This window comes from Erwinia sp. 9145, assembly GCF_000745075.1.
Lineage (GTDB): Bacteria > Pseudomonadota > Gammaproteobacteria > Enterobacterales > Enterobacteriaceae > Erwinia > Erwinia oleae.
In genome coordinates, this window is sequence record NZ_JQNE01000001.1 from 1663354 (window position 1) to 1678728 (window position 15375).

Annotated in this window: 14 protein-coding genes; 8 read left to right on the forward strand and 6 right to left on the reverse strand. The window is 56.7% G+C overall.

Features of this window, described 5'->3' with window-relative positions:
* Positions 1–133 precede the first annotated feature (133 nt).
* The 6 genes from FA91_RS08170 (at position 134) to spy (ending at position 6986) form a co-directional block, all read left to right on the forward strand.
* The gene (locus FA91_RS08170; RefSeq protein ID WP_034914402.1) at positions 134–1354 is read left to right on the forward strand and encodes an aspartate aminotransferase family protein; all 1221 of its coding nucleotides are present in this window, start codon (positions 134–136) and stop codon (positions 1352–1354) included.
* Positions 1351–2382: an arginine N-succinyltransferase gene (gene astA, locus FA91_RS08175; RefSeq protein ID WP_034914404.1), complete on the forward strand. Its 1032-nt coding sequence runs from the start codon at positions 1351–1353 to the stop codon at positions 2380–2382. Before FA91_RS08170 ends, astA begins: the two co-directional genes overlap by 4 nt.
* The gene (astD, locus tag FA91_RS08180; protein ID WP_034914407.1) at positions 2379–3848 is read left to right on the forward strand and encodes a succinylglutamate-semialdehyde dehydrogenase; all 1470 of its coding nucleotides are present in this window, start codon (positions 2379–2381) and stop codon (positions 3846–3848) included. The genes astA and astD overlap by 4 nt, the downstream gene beginning before the upstream one ends.
* Entirely contained in the window at positions 3845–5173 is a 1329-nt protein-coding gene (gene astB, locus FA91_RS08185) for an N-succinylarginine dihydrolase (RefSeq protein WP_034914408.1), read from the forward strand. The genes astD and astB overlap by 4 nt, the downstream gene beginning before the upstream one ends.
* 75 nt (positions 5174–5248) lie before the next feature.
* On the forward strand, positions 5249–6241 hold the full coding sequence (astE, locus tag FA91_RS08190; RefSeq protein ID WP_034914410.1) for a succinylglutamate desuccinylase: 993 nt from the start codon (positions 5249–5251) through the stop codon (positions 6239–6241).
* A 256-nt stretch (positions 6242–6497) separates the two neighbouring features.
* A complete protein-coding gene (gene spy, locus FA91_RS08195; RefSeq protein ID WP_034914412.1) occupies positions 6498–6986 on the forward strand; it encodes an ATP-independent periplasmic protein-refolding chaperone Spy in 489 nt (162 codons plus the stop codon).
* A 69-nt stretch (positions 6987–7055) separates the two neighbouring features.
* Here the strand turns inward: spy and cho are convergent, their stop codons facing one another.
* From cho to FA91_RS08210, 3 genes are all read right to left on the reverse strand, one after another.
* Positions 7056–7919 carry an excinuclease Cho gene (cho, locus tag FA91_RS08200; RefSeq protein WP_034914415.1) on the reverse strand — a complete coding sequence of 288 codons (864 nt, stop codon included), beginning with the start codon at positions 7917–7919 and terminating at the stop codon, positions 7056–7058.
* A 139-nt stretch (positions 7920–8058) separates the two neighbouring features.
* A complete protein-coding gene (nadE, locus tag FA91_RS08205; RefSeq protein ID WP_034914418.1) occupies positions 8059–8886 on the reverse strand; it encodes an ammonia-dependent NAD(+) synthetase in 828 nt (275 codons plus the stop codon).
* 185 nt (positions 8887–9071) lie between these two features.
* Entirely contained in the window at positions 9072–9842 is a 771-nt protein-coding gene (locus tag FA91_RS08210) for a helix-turn-helix domain-containing protein (RefSeq protein WP_034914421.1), read from the reverse strand.
* 94 nt (positions 9843–9936) lie between these two features.
* Here FA91_RS08210 and FA91_RS08215 point away from each other — a divergent pair, with 94 nt between their 5' ends.
* Both FA91_RS08215 and osmE read left to right on the forward strand, forming a co-directional pair.
* Positions 9937–10329 (forward strand): hypothetical protein, encoded by a 393-nt coding sequence (locus tag FA91_RS08215; RefSeq protein ID WP_034914425.1) that lies wholly within the window; start codon positions 9937–9939, stop codon positions 10327–10329.
* A 179-nt stretch (positions 10330–10508) separates the two neighbouring features.
* Positions 10509–10844: an osmotically-inducible lipoprotein OsmE gene (osmE, locus tag FA91_RS08220; RefSeq protein ID WP_034914428.1), complete on the forward strand. Its 336-nt coding sequence runs from the start codon at positions 10509–10511 to the stop codon at positions 10842–10844.
* A gap of 50 nt (positions 10845–10894) precedes the next feature.
* On the opposite strand, the gene FA91_RS08225 is transcribed toward osmE, so the two are convergent.
* From FA91_RS08225 to FA91_RS08235, 3 genes are all read right to left on the reverse strand, one after another.
* Complete coding sequence (locus tag FA91_RS08225) at positions 10895–11293, reverse strand: DUF6515 family protein (protein ID WP_034914431.1); 399 nt, start codon at positions 11291–11293, stop codon at positions 10895–10897.
* A gap of 184 nt (positions 11294–11477) precedes the next feature.
* Complete coding sequence (gene katE / locus FA91_RS08230) at positions 11478–13742, reverse strand: catalase HPII (protein ID WP_034914433.1); 2265 nt, start codon at positions 13740–13742, stop codon at positions 11478–11480.
* A 166-nt stretch (positions 13743–13908) separates the two neighbouring features.
* On the reverse strand, positions 13909–15306 hold the full coding sequence (locus FA91_RS08235; RefSeq protein ID WP_034914434.1) for an L-cystine transporter: 1398 nt from the start codon (positions 15304–15306) through the stop codon (positions 13909–13911).
* Positions 15307–15375 lie beyond the last annotated feature (69 nt).

The window sequence follows — 15375 nt, forward strand, 5'->3', positions numbered from 1 at the left end:
AAATCGATTTATGCATTTTTACCACTGGCTGGCATGAAGCATGCAATTTACAGTGAGAGCGCAATGAATCATTTCATTAACACTATCAATACTTTTCGTTCACCTTCCGGTGAGCGGTCAAACAGAGGCCGCCATGCAATCATCCGTATCACGTAATGATTTCGACCAATGGATTGTTCCAACTTATGCACCTGCCAGCTTTGTACCCGTTCGTGCGCAGGGCTCGACGCTCTGGGATCAACAAGGGAAATCCTATATCGATTTTGCCGGCGGCATCGCAGTCAACGCATTAGGACACGCCCATCCCGACTTGCAACAGGCGCTCACAGAGCAGGCGACGCGTCTCTGGCACACCGGCAATGGTTATACCAATGAGCCCGTACTGCGTCTGGCGAAAAGGCTGATCGACGCAACCTTTGCCGATCGCGTTTTCTTCTGCAATTCAGGCGCAGAGGCCAATGAAGCCGCGTTGAAGCTGGCGCGTAAGGTGGCGCACGATCGGGCAGGGGAAGAGAAAAGCGGCATTGTGGCGTTTAACAATGCGTTTCATGGCCGTACGTTATTTACCGTTTCAGCGGGCGGTCAGCCCGCCTATTCAAAAGATTTTGCTCCGCTGCCCGGTAATATTCAGCATGCCGTTTATAACGACCTTGCTTCTGCGGCAGCGTTGATTAACGACCAGACCTGCGCGGTGATCGTCGAACCGATTCAGGGCGAAGGCGGCGTGGTGCCTGCTGAACCTGCTTTCCTGCGCGGCCTGCGTGAACTTTGCGATAAACATCAGGCGCTGCTGATCTTTGATGAAGTGCAAACCGGCGTCGGTCGCACGGGCTGGCTCTATGCCTATATGCATTACAACGTCACGCCTGACGTGCTGACCACGGCAAAAGCGCTGGGCGGCGGTTTTCCTATTGGCGCGATGCTGACCACCGAGCCGCTGGCAAAGGCGCTCGGCGTGGGTACCCACGGCACCACCTACGGCGGCAATCCGCTGGCAGGTGCGGTGGGCGGTAAAGTCATGGAGCTGATTAACCAGCCAGAGGTCATGGCGGGCGTGGCGGAGCGACATCGCTGGTTTGTGGAGGCGCTGAACGACATCAATCAACGCCTGCACCTGTTCAGCGACATTCGCGGGCTGGGGCTGCTGATTGGCTGCGTGCTTAATCAGGACTTCAGCGGCAAAGCGAAACTGTTTAATCAGGCCGCCGCTGCTGAGGGCGTGATGGTGCTGATCGCCGGCGCCAGCGTGATCCGCTTCGCGCCCTCGCTGATCATCACTGAGCAGGAGGTGAAAGAAGGGCTGGCGCGGTTCGAACGTGCCTGCCGCGCGGTGGTTGAAGGAGCGGGATCATGATGGTGATCCGCCCCGTTGAGCGGGACGATCTTGCGCAGCTGCTGACGCTTGCCGGTAAAACCGGCGGCGGCCTGACCTCACTGCCAGCGGACAGCGACACGCTTTCCGCGCGCATCGAGCGCTCGCTGCAAACCTGGCAGGGTACGCTGCCGCGTGCCGAGCAGGGTTATGTGTTTGTGCTGGAAGAGAGCGAGAGCAGGAAGGCCGTAGGCATCTGCGCGATCGAGGTGGCGGTGGGGTTGCAGGAGCCGTGGTACAACTTTCGCGTAGGGACGCAAGTGCACGCCTCACGCGAACTGAACGTCTATAACGTGCTGCCAACGCTGTCGCTCAGCAATGACCATACCGGCAGCAGCGAGCTCTGCACGCTGTTTCTTGATGCTGACTATCGCAACGGCAAAAACGGCTATCTGCTTTCCAAATCACGCTTTATGTTTATGGCGGCCTTTCGCGATCGCTTTATGCAGAAGGTGGTGGCGGAAATGCGCGGCGTCATCGACGAAAATGGCCATTCGCCGTTCTGGGAAAGCGTCGGTAGCCGTTTTTTTTCCATGTCCTTCAGCGAGGCGGACTATCTTTGCGGCACCGGGCAAAAAACGTTTATTGCCGAACTGATGCCGAAACACCCGCTCTACATTGACTATTTGTCCCCTGACGCGCAGGCGGTAATTGGCGAAACGCATCCGCACACCGCGCCCGCCCGCGCGGTGCTTGAAGCGGAAGGATTTCGCTACCTTCATTACATCGATATTTTCGACGGCGGCCCGACGCTGGAGTGCGAGATTGATCGGGTTCGCGCCATCCGAAAAAGCCGCGTGGTAAAAGCGACGCGGGGCGAGCCAGATGAGACGCAGCCGCTCTGCCTGGTGGCGAACGAACGCTATCACGATTTCCGCGTCACCTTGTTGAATGCCGATCCCAGGGCGGAAACCCTGCCGTTAACAGAGGAGCAGGCAGCTATTTTACGCTGTGAAACGGGCGACGCGCTGCGCGTTGTAACATTGAGCCGGGAGGAAAAAACAGCATGACGCACTTTATTCATGGAGAATGGATTAACGGAGAAGGTGACAACGTCACGAAGTATCAGCCGGTGACCGGCGAGCTGCTCTGGCAGGGCAACGCCGCCAGCTCGCAGCAGGTTGCAGCAGCGTGCCTGGCCGCGCGCAAAGCATTTACCGGCTGGGCGCGACAGCCGTTCAGCTTTCGTCAGGGAATTGCTGAAAAATTTGCCGCGCTTCTGGAGCAAAACAAAGCCCGGCTGGCAGAGGTTATTGCTAAAGAAACCGGCAAGCCGCGCTGGGAAGCGCAGACCGAAGTGCAGGCGATGATCAACAAGATTGCCATTTCCGTTAAGGCTTATCATGAGCGCACGGGCGAAGCCGCCGGCGGCGAATCGTCGCTGCGCCATCGTCCGCACGGCGTGATGGCGGTGTTCGGCCCTTACAATTTTCCGGCTCATCTGCCAAATGGCCACATCGTGCCTGCATTACTGGCGGGTAACACCGTGGTATTTAAACCCAGCGAGCTGACCCCACTGACGGCAGAGCACACCGTGGCGCTGTGGAAAGAGGCGGGATTGCCGGACGGCGTGCTGAATATGTTGCAGGGCGGCCGCGAGTGCGGCCAGGCGCTGGCCGCACAGTCAGACATCGATGGCGTCCTCTTTACCGGCAGTGCGGCAACAGGCTATCAGCTTCATCGTCAGTTTGCCGGACAGCCGGATAAGATGCTGGCGCTGGAGATGGGCGGCAACAATGCGCTGATCGTCGAAGATTTTCAGGATATCGACGCGGCGGTCAACATCGCCATACAGTCGGCGTTTATCAGCGCAGGACAGCGCTGTACCTGCGCGCGCCGCATGCTGGTCAGGCGTGGCGCAGACGGCGATGCCTTTCTTGCCCGGCTGGTGGACGTGGCGGGCAGGCTTCAGGTCGGCGGCTGGGACGAGGAGCCACAGCCGTTTATGGGCAGCGTTATCTCGATTGCGGCGGCGGAACGGGTTTTTGCCGGATGGCAGGCGCGCGTCGATGCGGGTGGTGCGGTTTTGCTGGCGATGCGCTGGCCCGATCGCCGCAGCGCGATCCTGACGCCGGGCATCATCGATATCACCTCGCTTGAAAACGTGCCGGATGAAGAGGTCTTTGGCCCGCTGCTGGCGGTGATCCGCTATGACGATATCGATGAGGCAATAACACGCGCTAATGCCACGCGCTACGGGCTCTCCTGCGGGTTGATTTCGCCGCAGCGTGCGCTGTTTGAAAAGCTGTTGATCGAGGCGCGCGCCGGTATCGTCAACTGGAATAAACCGCTGACCGGCGCCGCCAGCAGCGCGCCTTTCGGCGGCGTGGGCGCCTCCGGGAACCATCGCGCCAGCGCATACTATGCGGCGGACTACTGCGCGTGGCCGATGGCGTCGCTTGAGTCGCCGGATCTGCAACTGCCTGCCGCGCTGTCGCCCGGTCTTGATTTCAGTCAGAAAGGAGGTGCGAAGTGAGCGTGCGTGAAGCCAATTTCGACGGCCTGCCGGGGCTGACGCATCACTACGCTGGCCTCTCCTTTGGTAATGAGGCGTCAACGCGTCATCAGCATCAGTTGTCTAATCCGAAACTGGCGGCAAAGCAGGGGCTGATGAAAATGAAGGCGCTGGCCGATATGGGCTTTGTGCAGGGAGTGATCCCGCCGCACGAGCGCCCGAATATCGCCGCGCTGCGGCAGATCGGCTTTGGCGGCAGCGATGCGCAGGTGGTGGAAAAAGCGGCCCGCCAGGCGCCGCACTTCCTTTCCGCCGCCAGTTCCGCGTCAGCCATGTGGGTCGCTAACGCCGCCACCGTATCGCCCTCTGCCGACAGCGCCGACGGGCGCGTGCACCTGACGGTCGCTAACCTCAATAATAAATTTCACCGCGCAATGGAAGCGCCGACCACCGGCGCGCTGCTGCGGGCAATTTTCAGCGATGCGCAACATTTTACGGTTCACGACGCGCTGCCGCAGGTATCAATGTTTGGCGATGAAGGCGCGGCAAATCACAATCGCTTAAGTACGGCCTACGGCGAACCCGGCGTGCAGCTCTTTGTGTTTGGCCGCGAAGAGGGCAACGGCGGGCTGGTGCCGGCGCGCTATCCGGCGCGGCAGACGCGGGAAGCCAGCGAAGCGGTCGCCAGATTGCATCAGCTTGATGAGGCGCGGACGGTGTTTGCGCAGCAGAATCCGGCGGTTATCGACCAGGGCGTATTTCACAACGATGTGATCGCCGTCAGTAATCAGCAGGTACTGTTCTGTCATCAGCAGGCGTTTTTGCATCAGGAAGCGCTGCTGGAAAGGCTGCGCGAAAAAGTGCCCGGCTTTGTCGCCATTGAGGTACCTGAGGCGCGCGTCAGCGTGGGGGATGCCGTGGCGACTTATCTGTTCAACAGCCAGTTACTCAGCAAAGCGGACGGTAAAATGATGCTGGTGCTGCCGGAAGAGGCGCGTCAGCAGGCGGGCGTGTGGCGCTATCTGTGCGAGCTGGTTGAGCGCGGCGGGCCAGTCGACCAGCTTCAGGTTTTCGACCTGCGCGAGAGCATGTGTAACGGCGGCGGCCCGGCCTGTCTGCGGCTGCGCGTGGTGCTGGATGACGCGCAGCAGGCGGCGGTCAACCCGGCGGTGATGATGAACGATCGGCTGTTTGTCACGCTGAACGACTGGGTCGATCGTCATTACCGCGATCGCCTTTCTCAGCAGGATCTGGCCGATCCGCAGTTGCTGACCGAAGGACGTGAGGCACTTGATGAACTGACAAGGCTGCTAGACTTAGGAAATGTTTATCCTTTTCAGCAGTAGTCATGGTCGACAATGCGCGTCGGAGACGGCGCGCCCCAGCGCAGGGAGGGCGAAAAACAGATAACAAGGAGACTTATGCAGGACTTTTTAGCACAGACATTAAGCGGTGGCGCGCCCACCCAACGCGCCGGTCGCAGCGATCATCTTAGCTGGCGCTGGCTCGACGAAGGCATTCTGGAAATAACACCGCACGCCGATGCGGCGCAGGCGGTGGTTGTGTCTGCCGGCCTGCACGGCAATGAAACCGCACCGGTGGAGATCCTGAATGCGCTGGTCAGTGAGTTGCTGTTGGGCAACCGGCCACTCGCTGTCCGACTGCTGGTGATTTACGGCAATCCGCCCGCGCTACGCGCTGGCAAACGCTATCTGCGCTGCGATATCAATCGGCTGTTCGGCGGTCGCTGGCAGCAGTATGAGGACTGCCCGGAAGCGCGTCGCGCCTGGCGTCTTGAGCAGGCGATGGAGACATTCTGGCAGGCGGGCGGCGGCGAAGAAGTGCGCTGGCACCTTGATTTGCATACCGCGATCCGCGGCTCTTACCATCCGCGCTTCGGCGTGTTGCCACTACGCAGGTCGCCGTGGCCGGATGATTTTATGCACTGGCTGAGCGCCGCAGGGCTGGAAGCGCTGGTGTTTCATCGCGCGCCGGGCGGCACCTTCAGCCACTACAGTTGCCAACATTTCAGCGCTGCAAGCTGCACACTTGAACTGGGCAAAGCGCGGCCGTTCGGCACTAACGATCTCAGTCAGTTCGATGCCGCCCGGCAGGCGCTGGCGGCATTGCTCAGCGGCGAACCGCTGCCTGCGGTAGCCAGCGCGCCGCAGCGCTATCGGGTTTCGCAGCAGATCACCCGCGATGCGGAAAGCTTCACGCTGCATATGAGCGGCGACACGCTGAACTTCACCGCCTTCCCGCAGGGAACGTTGCTGGCCGAGGCGGGCGAAAAGCGGTATTTCGTGCAGCAGGCGCGTGAATACGTGATGTTTCCCAATCCTGACGTGGCAATTGGCCAGCGCGCCGGGCTGATGCTGGTTGAGGATAACGCGCATAATGAAAAACTAAGCTGATACGTTTTCGCCGCACGGAAGCGGCGGATGTTTTATAGTATCTTCCTCCTTACTTTCTGCTTTTTTTACGTTGAAATTCATATCTGTTAGCAATTTCTCACGCAAATCTTCCTTTTTCCTCCACGATCGCTGCGCAATTATCTTTTACGCTTTCAGGGCTTTACTCAGCCTCTGAATTATTGACGTTCAGCGCAGTAAACTTCTCTTCGACAACGCGACATTGCGTCGCCCCAAAAGCAAAGTAAGGAATATAATGATGCGTAAATTAACTTCTCTTGTTGTGGCTGTGACACTGGCGATGGGCGCGGCAAATATTGTGCATGCAGCAGCGGATAACATGACTCCTGCACCGGCAGAAAAAACCACCCTCCCGATGCACAAGCCGATGCGTCCCGGCGGCATGCATGACATGTTTAAAGGCCTTAACCTGACCGATGCTCAGAAAGAGCAGATGCGCACTATTATGAAAGAGGCGCACAAAGATATGCCGCGTCCTTCACTGGAAGAGCGCCGCGCGATGCATGATGTGATTGCCTCAGACAGCTTCGATCGGGCGAAAGCCGATGCGCAGGCCACGAAGATGACGGCAGACAGTAAAGACCGTGCGCTGAAAATGATGGAGACGCAGAACAAGCTCTATAACATCCTGACGCCGGAGCAGAAAAAACAGTTTAATCAAAACTTTGAAAAGCGCCTGACCGAAAAACCAAAGCATGAAGGCAAGCTGCTTACACCAGCAAGTTAATCGTTTTTCTCGTCTCATGAAACCGCCGACGTTGCCCACCTTAAACCGTGGGCAGCATCGGCGGTTTTTTTATGACAACGGAATTATGGGAAATTTGCCGCCGATCACCGGTTTACACAATATTTTATAGCCGTCGCTGTCGAAACCCCGCGGCGTGGAGGTCAGGGCGCTCGCCTGCGACAGATCCTCAACCGATCCCAGGTAAAACCAGTTGTTGATAACGTGAATTTGCGTATGCGTGGCGCCTTCTTCAATGACGGCGACGGCGCCCTCCCACGGCCAGCACTGTACCCGAACCCGCTCCAGCGACGTCAGCAGACGCGCATGATGCGCCTCCGGCGTTTCTTTTCCGCAGCAGGCACCCGCGCAGCGCCCAAGGCTGGCGCGAAAGCAGGCGCGGTGCCTGGAGACGTTTTCCAGCCCCAGCAGGCCCAGACAGAGGCGCTGCTCATCGGCGATTTTTTGCAGCGTCTCAAGCGCCGCCCGGCGACTTGAAAAGAGGCCAAACAGGTCAGGCGTATGGGAAAAATCCACCTCTTTCGCGTAGACCACGCTCGGCTTGTCCTGCGAAATGCGTAGCGAGCAGAGCTGACGGTTTTTGCGCAGTCGTTTATTAAACAGCGGCTGCTGCACCTTAATCATTTGCGCTTCAAGCAGCAGCGCGCCAAGCTCGCCTGCGGTGGTGATATAGCTCACGCGCCGCGACTGTCGCAGCATCTTCGCCTCACCGGCGGTACGGAAATGGGACATCACCCGGCTGCGAATATTCACGCTTTTGCCGATATAGAGCGGCATGGTTTCGCTTTCACCGTGAAAAATATACACGCCCGGCAGCGAAGGTAAGCCTTCCAGCGAGTGTCGTAAGTGTTCGGGATACTGATAGATGGCCGCCGGTTCAAACTCCAGGCGATGGCTTGTTACACGTCTGCCCACATTGCACTCCGGTTACTGGTTACTTGTACAGTGTAACAGGCAAGCGGCGGAGAAAAAAGCAGCGAGTTATTCTTCGAAGGGCGCTGAATAGTTACGATAAAGTGGTAAGAAGAGGGCGGCTGTACGCCGCCCGGCCAGATTACTTCTTCCAGAAATCGTCGAACACCGTCACTGGCGGACGGCGTTTGTGTTCCGTTTTCAGATACCAGTTTTCGATGATCTTCGCCGCATCCGCATCAATCGTTTTCCCTTCCAGATAGCGGTCGATCATTTCATAGGTGACGCCCAGCGCCACCTCATCTTTCAAACCGGGACGATCGTCTTCAAGATCGGCAGTGGGGTGTTTCAGATAGAGATGTTCCGGGCAGCCGAGCGCTTTAAGTAATTGTTTACCCTGGCCTTTATTCAGGCGGAAAATCGGGTTGATATCGGTGCCGCCATCGCCGTATTTGGTGAAGAAACCGGTTACCGCTTCCGCCGCATGATCGGTGCCGACTACCACTCCGGCGGTCATACCGGCAATGCTATACTGCGCCTTCATACGCTCGCGGGCCTTCTCGTTACCGCGTACGAAATCGGACAGCGTAATGCCCGCGTCGCGCAGCGCTTTTTCGCTGGCGGCGATCGCTTCTTTAATGTTAACGGTCAGCACGCGGTCAGGCCTGATAAAATTGATTGCGTCCTGGCAATCCTTCTCATCGGCCTGCACGCCGTGCGGCAGGCGAACGGCGATGAACTGATAATCAGCGCTGCCGGTCTCTTCGCGCAGTTCGGTAATCGCCATCTGGCTGAGTTTGCCGGTCAGGGTCGAGTCCTGGCCGCCGCTGATACCCAGCACCAGCGATTTAATAAACGGAAAGGTTTTGAGGTAGGATTTTAAAAAGTCTACGCTGGTGCGGATCTCGCGATCGACATCGATTTCAGGCTTAACGCCCAGCGCGGTAATAATTTCCTGTTGCAGAGCCATTGACTTCTCCTCTGGTGAAGCGCCGCCGTTGGGCGCCAGGGTCTTAACTGTTTGCATTAAAATTAACGTGCCTGATGTAAAACAACAACTCCGGGTGCGTTTTTCAGGTCGTTACGGTTGCCATGAAGGTGCGTCGCAGGGCCAATCCGGGTTCATTAACAATAGCTTAATGCACTATTATTCAATTATATCTCATTGTTATGCTTCCTGATCTTCGCCTGTTCAGCAGGGGATTTACCGTTCATAAACTGCCCCGGCGTTTTACCGAAACGCTGCCGAAAAACCTCGATATAAGCGCTGACGTTGCTGTAACCGCTAAGCGATGCCACTTCTCCGACGGGGATGCCGGCATACAGCCACTGAAGAGAGACAACCACCTTTGCCTGTTGCCGCCACTGGCTGAAACTGAGCCCGGTTTGTTGACGAAATAAGCGGCTCAGACTCCTGACACTCAGGCCTGCCTGCTGCGCCAGACGCGCCTGATCCAGCATGCAGCCGGGGTTTTTCATTAACGTGTTCGCGACGCTTCGTGCCCGGCGATCTACCGGTAAGATTACCTGAAGCGGCAGCTCCGCCAGGTGCTCTGTTTCGTGGCGTAATACTGTCAGAAGCGTGTTCTGATACTCCACTGTGGAAGGCGCGGGAGCGTTGGTGAAGAGGCGTTCCAGAACGGCCAGGAAAAAAGCATCCATTCCATAGATCGCGGGCTGAGAAGGGAAAGGGATACGGCTCAACGGATTGAGATAGAGACTTTTACCGCTGACATGCGTCGGCACCCAGGCCCGGTGACGCAGACCCGCCGGAAACCACCCCACGGAACCTGGCGTGACAGCCCATTGCGCCAGCGCAGTTTCAATAATGATTATGCCACGACTCAGCCAGTAAAACTGGCCTGATTCATGTTGGTGCCAGGCGGTGGCATGTAGCGCCTCATATTCAAATATGGCGGTTTTCATCGCAATGGCCGATTAGCCGTATATCTTGTCCGAATAAGGATAATACATCACGCAGAAGTTTATGTAATGTTGATGCTTTACATGAGGAGACAAGATGAACGGTAGCAAAGAAATCATTACCGCTATGTTGCAGGATATCATTTGCCATCCTGTCCATGACGAGCAACTCATTGCCCGCTATTTCGATCCGGCGTATCAACAGTGCGTTGATGGCAAGTGGCTTGAGTACCGGGATTTTGTGAAACATATGGCGGTTCTTAAGACGCATGCAAAGGATATGGCGGTTGTCGTCAGGTCTGTTGTGGGTGAGGGCGACACGGTTTTTACCCACCATTATGTCACCGTGGAAAACAGGCAGGGCGTCAACAGCGAATTTGAGGTGCTGGCCTGCTTTACGCTCTCATCAGAAAAAATTGTACGCTGCGAAGAGTTAACCCGAATGATCGGTGGAAGTCATGATGACCATGACCTTGGCAGCAGAGTGTAAATCAGTGGTAAAAGACGTGCGTTTGACGCTGGAAAATTTTCCGTGCCAGCCAGATATGAGGCGCAGACGGCAGAATGTTAAAGAGTCTGAAACGTTTTTTTTCTGCGCCATAAAGTTGATAAATCAGTAGTTATGTTCCAGGCTTTATGTCACATGGATAATAAACGAGGAATAAGAATATGAATAAAGTAACAGGATTTATTGGTGCTGCTGTGGCTCTGGCCGTTCTGTCTGGCTGTACGGCATACGACCGTGCCGAAAGCTATGTGACTAAGCCCGTTGTTCAGGATGTTAAGAAAGGAATGACGCGTCAGCAGGTTCGCGATGTTGCCGGCCCTGCCTCGACTGAAATCACCATGGTTCACGCGCGCGGTACCTGCCAGACTTACGTACTGGGCGAACGTGACGGTAAGCCGCAAACCTATTTCGTAAGCTATAACGACACCGGTCGCGTCATGAACTACGGCTTCCAGAGCTGTAAAGAGTACGATACCGATCCGCAGGCAAACCAGTAAGGGTTGCGCGGACAGAGTGAATAAAAACGGCCACCCAGGTGGCCGTTTTTTTATAACCCCGGCGGACGCGGTACTTCCAGATACCGCCCTGAAATATCGCGCCGATAGTAGTGACCATCCTGCACGTAAAAACGCTCACCGTTATAGTCCAGCGCCTGCATCGAGCCTGAATATCGTTCGACGGGTGGCTCAACCATCACATAGCCATTATTGTTTTGCCGTTGGTAATAGCTGCCGTTCAGCACGTAATAGGTCAGTCCGCCAATCAGCACGGCCGCCGCCGCATCCGGCAGGAAGTTGTAATGACGCGGTCCGCCGCCCCAGCCCGGCCCGCCGCCCTGATGCCAGCCCGGCCCGCCCGGGCCGCCTGGTCCTCCACCCGGATGAGCAAAAACCAGCGTGGGCGAGACCAGCGTTAAGGCGATAAGCGTATTGATCACCTTTTTCATGACGTTTCTCCTGTTATGACTGTACTCAGCATCAGGCTGCCGCGATGAAAACGCAAGCGTCTCAACGTCGCTATTGGCAGCTGCTTACAGCGCTTAACGCATTCTTAACGCTCCCTCCATGAAGTGACAAAAAAAGGCAGCCGTTGAAGCGGCTGCCTGATATTTATGACCCCGTTAAAAAGGGTTAAGCAGGGACGCTTAGCGCCTTCTGACTGCGCGACCAGACGCGGTGGGCAGCCATTGCAGCGATAAACTCGCTCATCAGCACGCCCTCTGCTTTGCTGTCCGTCAGCAGGCCGTCTTCCTCTTCTTCATCGCCCAGGCCGAACTGGGGTTTGAAGCGACGCGCGTCGCCGCTCAGGCCGATAACCTTCAGATGCTTATAGGCTTCCAGCAGGAAGTAACGCGCGTCACCGCTCAGCAGCAGGGCGTCGATATTACCATCCGGCACGATAACCGCATCGAAGGTGAGCGACGGCAGACCGCTGAAGGTCGCGTCAACGGGAAGGTTAGAACCATCGTCCGCACGAACCTGGCCCATATGCGGCGCCAGCAACTTCGCGTGAACGCCTTCGGCTTTCAGCGCTTGCAGGATCGCCAGAACATCGGCGGCAACCACGCCGTCGCTGATTAACAGTGCGACCTGGCGTCCTTTGATCGAGCCGCTTGGAACGGCATACAGGCTCAGGCTCGCATCTTTCTTCAGACCGTTGACGTCTTTCGGCGGTGCGGTGTGCATCTTCTCGTCAGAGAGCGCAATGCCCAGATTTTCCGCCACGCCGTTCGCCAGCGACACGTCGATATGAACCAGGTGATCGACCACGCGCTCACGGATATAAGGGCGGGCAACTTTGCTCAGCTCAAACGAGAAGGCATCCACAATGTGCTGCTGCTCAATCGGAGTCTGGCTGTTCCAGAACAGACGCGGCTGCGAGTAATACTCACCGAAGGACGGGCTGCGCTCGCGCACCTTGTGGCCCTCAATGCGTTCCTGGTGGCTCTCAAAACCACCACGGTGCGGCGCTGGCGGCGTTTCACGCGGCCAGTTGTCGTTGATTGAGTTAGGCTCGTAATTGGCCGGGTTGGTATCGATATCCATCCGGTGCATGCCCTGCCGCTGGAAGTTGTGGTACGGGCAGGTTGGACGGTTAATCGGAATTTCGTGGAAGTTAGGCCCGCCAAGACGGCTGATCTGCGTATCCGTGTAGGAGAAAAGGCGGCCCTGAAGCAGCGGATCGTTAGTAAAATCCAGCCCGGGAACGATATGGCCAGGGTGGAATGCGACCTGTTCCGTTTCAGCGAAGAAGTTGTCCGGATTGCGATTCAGCACCATTTTACCAATCAGCTCAACCGGCACCAGCTCTTCCGGGATCAGCTTGGTGGCATCGAGCAGATCAAAATCAAATTTAAACTCATCCTCTTCAGGAATGAGCTGCACGCCCAGCTCATATTCGGGGAAGTCTCCGGCTTCAATCGCTTCCCACAGATCGCGGCGATGGAAGTCCGGGTCACGGCCGGTCAGTTTTTGCGACTCATCCCACAGCAGCGACGCCTTGCCCGCGACCGGTTTCCAGTGGAAACGCACAAAAGTGGCTTTGCCTTCGGTATTGATAAAGCGGAAGGTATGAATACCAAAGCCTTCCATCGTGCGGTAGCTGCGTGGAATGCCGCGATCGGACATGGCCCAGGTCACGTTATGCAGCGTTTCCGGCTGAAGAGAAACGTAGTCCCAGAAGGTGTCGTGAGCTGACTGACCCTGTGGAATTTCATTATGCGGCTCAGGTTTTACCGCGTGAACGAAATCCGGGAACTTGTGCGCATCCTGAATAAAGAACACCGGCGTGTTATTGCCTACAAGGTCGAAAACACCTTCATCGGTATAGAATTTCGTGGCGAAGCCGCGAATATCACGCACGGTATCCGCCGATCCCGCTCCGCCCTGCACGGTGGAGAAGCGTACAAACACCGGCGTCGCCTGCTCAGGATTGCGCAGGAAATCGGCTTTGGTGATGTCGCTCAGATCGCGATAGGGCTGGAAGTAACCGTGGGCAGCAGAGCCACGCGCGTGAACGATGCGCTCAGGGATGCGCTCATGATCGAAATGGGTGATTTTTTCGCGCAGAATAAAATCTTCAAGCAGCGTCGGGCCGCGTGTGCCAGCGCGCAGTGAATTCTGGTCGTCAGCAATGCGTGTGCCCTGATTGGTGGTCAGAGGGAAATTTTCACCGCCTTTACGGAAGGTTTCCAGCGCATCGATTTTAGCATTATGGGTGTCGGGCGTTTTCAAACTGCCGGGTGCGGTGGGCTGTTTTCCAGGAGGGGTGGGACGCGCATCGGGCTTGTGGGAACCATCTGAGGGCGCAAGAGAATCCATTCCCGGTTTTGCAGAGTCCGGCCCGGTCATCGGGGCATTGTGACTCAGCTCCTTATTATCGGTTTCTTTCGACATGCTTACTTGCTCCTGTAGTTATCGTATCTGACGCAGTTAACTATAGAACAGCACGTCGGATACGCCTGAGAAGCGCAGGGTTTTATCTTAAGAAAAGGCCAATAATTGGAAAAGGCTGCGGCAATTGATAAATAAACGGGCTGAAGACGATCAGCCCGCAGGATAATTAACGTTGTGCCAGTTCGAAATCGTGCCCGGCGTCACTGTTAAGTAACGATTTGTCAGTCTGCTTTAACCACTGGCTGGTAAGCGTGCCGGCAGTGATTGAACCGTTTACGTTCAGCGCGGTACGACCCATATCAATCAGCGGTTCGATGGAGATCAGCAGCGCAACCAGCGTCACCGGCAGGCCCAGCGTCGGCAGCACGATCAGCGCGGCAAAGGTAGCGCCGCCGCCGACGCCAGCCACGCCGGCAGAACTGAGGGTGACGATACCCACCAGCGTGGCAATCCACATTGGATCGAACGGATTGATCCCCACGGTCGGCGCAACCATCACCGCCAGCATGGTCGGATAAAGACCGGCGCAGCCGTTCTGGCCAATCGTTGCGCCAAACGAGGCGGCAAAGCTGGCGATAGAGTCAGGGATGCCGAGGCGACGGGTCTGCGCTTCGACGCTCAGCGGAATGGTCGCGGCGCTGGAGCGGCTGGTAAAAGCGAAGGTGATCACCGGCCAGACTTTACGGAAAAAGCGCTTAGGGTTTACGCCGTTTACCGACAGCAACAGAGCATGCACGGCAAACATGATCGCCAGGCCCAGATAGGAGGCCAGGACAAATCCACCGAGCTTGACGATGTCATTAACGTTAGAACTGGCGACCACTTTGGTCATCAGCGCCAGCACGCCGTACGGCGTCAGCTTCATGATCAGACGAACCAGCTTCATTACCCAGGCCTGAAGCACATCGATTGCCGCCAGCACGCGCTCGCCTTTTGGCCGATCGTCACGAAGGAGATGCAGGGCCGCCACGCCAAGAAACGCCGCAAAAATTACCACGCTGATAATGGACGTCGGGTTGGCGCCGGTCAGATCGGCGAAAGGATTTTTTGGCACAAACGACAACAGAAGCTGCGGCGTGGAAAGATCGGCAACCTTGCCCACGTAGTTGGTTTGCAAGGCAGCAAGACGTGCCGTTTCCTGTGCGCCCTGCACCAGACCGCTGGCATCCAGCCTGAAAAGCCAGGTCACGAACACGCCGACCAGCGCGGAAATAGCGGTGGTAAACAGCAGTACGCCGATGGTCAGCACGCTGATTTTACCCAGCGACGAAGCATTATGCAGACGCGCCACGGCGCTGAGGATCGAGGCAAAGACCAGTGGCATCACGATCATTTGCAACAGCTGCACATAGCCGTTGCCCACAATATTGAACCAGCTAATCGACTCTTTCAGCACCGCGCTTTCTGAACCATAAATAGTGTGTAGTACAAGGCCAAACAGCACGCCCATTACCAATCCCAGCAAAACTTTTTTGGAAAGACTCCAGTTGGCGCTGCCGCTTTTGGCAAGAACAATCAACAGCGCGACAAAAGCCACGATGTTGGCAATTAAAGGAAGGTTCATCCCGGATCTCCAGTCAGGTCGACGCGTATATTCGCGTCGTACAGCAGATAATTTTCTTCGTGCAGCAGA

Excerpts from the sequence above, each read along its gene's own strand:
- FA91_RS08170 (WP_034914402.1), top strand. The coding sequence starts at position 134 with ATGCAATCATCCGTATCACGTAATGATTTCGACCAATGGATTGTTCCA.
- astA (WP_034914404.1), top strand. The coding sequence starts at position 1,351 with ATGATGGTGATCCGCCCCGTTGAGCGGGACGATCTTGCGCAGCTGCTG.
- astD (WP_034914407.1), top strand. The coding sequence starts at position 2,379 with ATGACGCACTTTATTCATGGAGAATGGATTAACGGAGAAGGTGACAAC.
- astE (WP_034914410.1), top strand. The coding sequence starts at position 5,249 with ATGCAGGACTTTTTAGCACAGACATTAAGCGGTGGCGCGCCCACCCAA.
- spy (WP_034914412.1), top strand. The coding sequence starts at position 6,498 with ATGCGTAAATTAACTTCTCTTGTTGTGGCTGTGACACTGGCGATGGGC.
- nadE (WP_034914418.1), bottom strand. The coding sequence starts at position 8,886 with ATGGCTCTGCAACAGGAAATTATTACCGCGCTGGGCGTTAAGCCTGAA.
- FA91_RS08210 (WP_034914421.1), bottom strand. The coding sequence starts at position 9,842 with ATGAAAACCGCCATATTTGAATATGAGGCGCTACATGCCACCGCCTGG.
- FA91_RS08215 (WP_034914425.1), top strand. The coding sequence starts at position 9,937 with ATGAACGGTAGCAAAGAAATCATTACCGCTATGTTGCAGGATATCATT.
- osmE (WP_034914428.1), top strand. The coding sequence starts at position 10,509 with ATGAATAAAGTAACAGGATTTATTGGTGCTGCTGTGGCTCTGGCCGTT.
- FA91_RS08225 (WP_034914431.1), bottom strand. The coding sequence starts at position 11,293 with ATGAAAAAGGTGATCAATACGCTTATCGCCTTAACGCTGGTCTCGCCC.
- katE (WP_034914433.1), bottom strand. The coding sequence starts at position 13,742 with ATGTCGAAAGAAACCGATAATAAGGAGCTGAGTCACAATGCCCCGATG.
- FA91_RS08235 (WP_034914434.1), bottom strand. The coding sequence starts at position 15,306 with ATGAACCTTCCTTTAATTGCCAACATCGTGGCTTTTGTCGCGCTGTTG.